Annotated in this window: 1 protein-coding gene; it reads left to right on the top strand. The window is 51.0% G+C overall.

Translation table 11 applies throughout. From position 1 onward, the window contains the following. Window positions 1-341: hypothetical protein (locus tag HMPREF3096_RS29480; protein WP_077270171.1), on the top strand; the 341-nt coding region annotated here is incomplete at its 5' end. Window positions 342-522: the final 181 nt, after the last annotated feature.

The following is a 522-nucleotide window of genomic DNA, read 5'->3' as shown; positions in this document are numbered from 1 at the left end:
TATTAAATCGTTCGACTTCATCACTGAGCGGCAAAGGGCAATTTGCAGCCGACGGGGAGAAAATAAAGGGGCGCGAAGCGTTTATACACCCCTTTATTTTCGCCACGACGGATGCTAAAAGCCGCCCTCCGCGAAAAGATGATGTCGGGCGATATAGCGCGGGGCTGAGCATGCACACAACCCGGAACGTCAATTCGGTCTTTATCGAATTCACGTTCCGGCCATCAGAGTGGCGGGTATTTATCGCCACGGTGAAAGCGGCGCATCCTGATAAGGATGCAGCAAGCGCGAATATGAATTTGCGTCAGGATGGAAGCCCGCTGCCCGGAGGTTTACCGTAGGGCCGGGCAGAGACAGCTTGCTGGCTCTGTTCACGACAGCCGTGTCCCTTCAGGGACGACGCCCGGACCAGTTTTTATTATTTTCAGCGCAAAGTATAAATACCAGAAGAGATAAACAGCAGGATGCCGGATGAAATATAACAGTGACACATAGACAGGATCTTAAGAGATAAGTCTTTAT

The organism is Klebsiella sp. HMSC25G12 (genome assembly GCF_001807705.1).
Lineage (GTDB): Bacteria > Pseudomonadota > Gammaproteobacteria > Enterobacterales > Enterobacteriaceae > Klebsiella > Klebsiella variicola.
This window is presented reverse-complemented; position numbering and strand designations above follow the sequence as displayed.